Consider the following 3,411-nt stretch of genomic DNA (forward strand, 5'->3'; position numbering starts at 1 on the left):
GCCGTTATGGCGGCCACCTCCTCGGGGTCGGCGAGGCCCTTTTCGACGCGGATGTCGGCGCTGGTCATGGCGTTGGTCTCCGGGGTCTCGGTCACTGCGGGGGGTTGCCGTGCTTGCGGGAGGGGAGGTCGGCGTGCTTGGTCTGGAGCATCGACAGCGACCTGATCAGGACCTCGCGGGTCTCGGCGGGGTCGATCACGTCGTCGACCAGGCCGCGCTCCGCCGCGTAGTACGGGTGCATCAGCTCGGCCTTGTACTCCTTGACCATCTTCTGCCGCATCGCCTCGGGGTCCTCGGCGTCGGCGATCTGCCGGCGGAAGATGACGTTGGCCGCGCCCTCGGCACCCATCACGGCGATCTCGTTGGTGGGCCAGGCGTAGGTGAGGTCGGCGCCGATGGACTGGCTGTCCATCACGATGTACGCGCCGCCGTAGGCCTTGCGCAGGATGAGCGAGATCCTCGGCACGGTCGCGTTGCAGTAGGCGTACAGCAGCTTCGCGCCGTGGCGGATGATTCCGCCGTGCTCCTGGTCGACGCCGGGGAGGAAGCCCGGCACGTCCAGCAGCGTGATGATCGGGATATTGAAAGCGTCACACATCTGCACGAAACGCGCAGCTTTTTCGCTCGCCTCGATGTCCAGCACGCCGGCCAGCACCTGCGGCTGGTTGGCGATGATGCCGACCACCTGGCCGTCGAGGCGGCCCAGCGCGCAGATGATGTTGCGGGCCCAGCGCTCGTGGACCTCCAGGTAGTCGCCGTCGTCGACGAGCTCCTCGATGACCTTGGTCATGTCGTACGGCCGGTTGCCGTCGGCCGGGACCAGGTCGAGCAGGACGTCGCCGCGCCGGTCGGCGGGGTCGGAGGACTCCACACGCGGCGGGTTCTCCCGGTTGTTCTGCGGGAGCAGCGAGAGGAGGTAGCGCACCTCCGCGATGCAGGTCTCCTCGTCGTCGTAGGCGAAGTGGCAGACGCCGGAGGTCTCGGCGTGCACGTCGGCGCCGCCGAGGCCGTTCTGGGTGATCTCCTCGCCGGTGACCGCCTTGACGACGTCCGGGCCGGTGATGAACATCTGCGAGGTCTCGCGGACCATGAAGACGAAGTCGGTGAGGGCGGGGCTGTAGGCCGCGCCGCCCGCACACGGGCCGAGCATCACCGAGATCTGCGGGATGACGCCGGACGCCTTGGTGTTGCGCTGGAAGATGCCGCCGTAGCCGGCGAGCGCGGAGACGCCCTCCTGGATACGGGCGCCGGCGCCGTCGTTGAGCGAGACCAGCGGGGCACCGGCCGCGATGGCCATGTCCATGATCTTGTGGATCTTGGTGGCGTGGGCCTCGCCCAGCGCGCCGCCGAAGATGCGGAAGTCGTGGGCGTAGACGAAGACCGTACGGCCCTCCACCGTGCCCCAGCCGGTGATGACACCGTCGGTGTACGGCTTCTTGGCCTCCAGGCCGAAGCCGGTGGCGCGGTGCCGGCGGAGCTGCTCGACCTCCTGGAAGGAGTCCGGGTCCAGGAGCAGCTCGATGCGCTCGCGGGCGGTCAGCTTGCCCTTGGCGTGCTGCGCCTCGGTCGCCTTCTCGCTGGGGCCCGCCAGGGCCTGCGCCCGGATCACGTGCAGTTCGGCGACCCGCCCGCGCGCGTCCGCCGGCTCACCCGTCGTCTCTTCCAAAACGGTCATGTAGTGACCATACGAAGGACCTCACGGAAACCGGGCCGTCGACTCCGTACAGTCTCCGGAGCGTTTTCCTGGTACGACCGAACAGAACCGGGCCGTGATGCAGGCGTTCCGACTGCTCAGAGGGCGCTGCCTTTGTAGGGCTGCCACAAAGTGGGGGGTATCACAGACCCCTGGAGCCGGGGTGGTACATGCCATCCCCGGAGTGACACGGGGACACCCGGACGGCGGAACGGGGGCTCGCAACCCTACCCTCCGCCGTCCGGCGCACGTCGGCTCAGCAGCCGCCGCAGTTGTAGTACAGGACGTCCCAGTGGTTGCCCTCGTCGGCGTAGATGTTGCCCGACCCGGACTGGTACTGCGGCGCGCCGTCCCCGCGCAGCCCGATGTAGCTGAAGGTGTTCTTGATGTACGAGGTCACACAGGTGTTCTTGCCGTAGTCGAGCTTGTAGCCGTTCCAGTGCGAGTACGTGCCCGAGGCGTGGCCGGTCTCGGTGCCGCCGGTGATGTTCAGGGCACACCCGGTGGCGCGCTTGAGGGTCTGCGCACCCTGGGCGGTGGCCAGGTTGAGCTGTTCGAACGACGTACAGGTGGAGTTGTTGCGGTCGGAGCAGCCGCCGGAGGACGACCAGGTGATGCCGACGTCGCGGAACATCTGGGTGGCGGTGGCGTGGCTGATCTTGGTGACGGCGAAGGCGTCGGACGCGGTGCCGACCACGGCGACGCCCGGGGCGACGACGAGGGCGAGCGCGGTGAGGACGGAGCGGACCTTCATGAATGACCCTTCCTGCGGTTGGCCGTGCTTGCTGTGGGGCGGCTGTGCAGGTGGTGCAGACAGATGGTGCCCGAGTTCTACGCGCGTCCGCCAGAGGGCGTCAGCGGTAACTCTGGGTGAGGGTGAAAACACGTACCGGATGATGTTGAAAACCGAACTGAATGGGTCTACGGTGGCAGACGTCGGGTTCGTTGAACGTTAAACAGACTCTTCCGGAACTCTTTCAAGGAGCACACCATGGGCATCTTCAGCCGCAAGGACAGCACCCCCCAGACCACCGCCGCCCCCGCAGCCTCCGCGGGCACCGGCCTCGCCACGCTGACCGGCGACTACACCATCGACCCCGCGCACACCACGATCGGCTTCACCGCGCGGCACGCCATGGTCACCAACGTCAAGGGCGGCTTCACGGAGTTCACCGGCTCGCTGCACCTGGACGGCGAGAACCCGGCCAAGTCCACCGCGACGCTGGACGTGGTGATGGACAGCATCGACACCGGCAACACCGACCGCGACACCCACCTCAAGTCCGCCGACTTCTTCAAGACGGACGAGTTCCCGACGATGACCTTCCGCTCCACGGGCGCGGAGTCCCTCGGCGGCGACGACTACCGCATCACCGGTGACCTCTCCATCCTCGGCGTGACCCGGCCGATCACCATCGACCTGGAGTTCAACGGCGCAGCGACCGACCCGTTCGGCAATGAGCGCGTCGGCTTCGAGGGCAAGGCCGAGCTGCTGCGCTCGGAGTGGGGCCTGACCTGGAACGCGGCCCTGGAGACGGGCGGCGTGCTGATCTCCGACAAGATCAAGCTCAACTTCGACGTGTCGGCCATCAAGAACGCGTGAGCCGACGGCGGTCCGGCCGCACCACACGCGAGCGCCCCGCTCCCCCTCTGCCGGAGGGGACGGGGCGCTCACGCGTGCGGGCGGGGTTTCTCAGAAGCCTCCGCCGCCGAAGTCC

General features: G+C 67.9%; 3 protein-coding genes. 1 reads left to right on the forward strand and 2 read right to left on the reverse strand.

Annotation, left to right across the window (positions count from 1 at the left end; translation table 11 throughout):
• Window positions 1–91: 91 nt before the first annotated feature.
• Together CCN33_RS12600 and CCN33_RS12605 are read right to left on the reverse strand one after the other, a co-directional pair.
• Entirely contained in the window at window positions 92–1,675 is a 1,584-nt protein-coding gene (locus tag CCN33_RS12600; protein ID WP_030808412.1) for an acyl-CoA carboxylase subunit beta, read from the reverse strand.
• A gap of 274 nt (window positions 1,676–1,949) precedes the next feature.
• On the reverse strand, window positions 1,950–2,447 hold the full coding sequence (locus CCN33_RS12605) for a hypothetical protein (protein WP_086693720.1): 498 nt from the start codon (window positions 2,445–2,447) through the stop codon (window positions 1,950–1,952).
• Window positions 2,448–2,684: 237 nt separating this feature from the next.
• On the opposite strand from CCN33_RS12605, the gene CCN33_RS12610 reads away from it, so the two are divergent.
• Window positions 2,685–3,296: a YceI family protein gene (locus CCN33_RS12610; RefSeq protein WP_086693721.1), complete on the forward strand. Its 612-nt coding sequence runs from the start codon at window positions 2,685–2,687 to the stop codon at window positions 3,294–3,296.
• The last annotated feature ends 115 nt before the right edge of the window (window positions 3,297–3,411 follow it).

The sequence above is a fragment of the Streptomyces recifensis genome, from assembly GCF_002154615.1.
Taxonomy (GTDB): Bacteria; Actinomycetota; Actinomycetes; order Streptomycetales; family Streptomycetaceae; genus Streptomyces; species Streptomyces griseoluteus.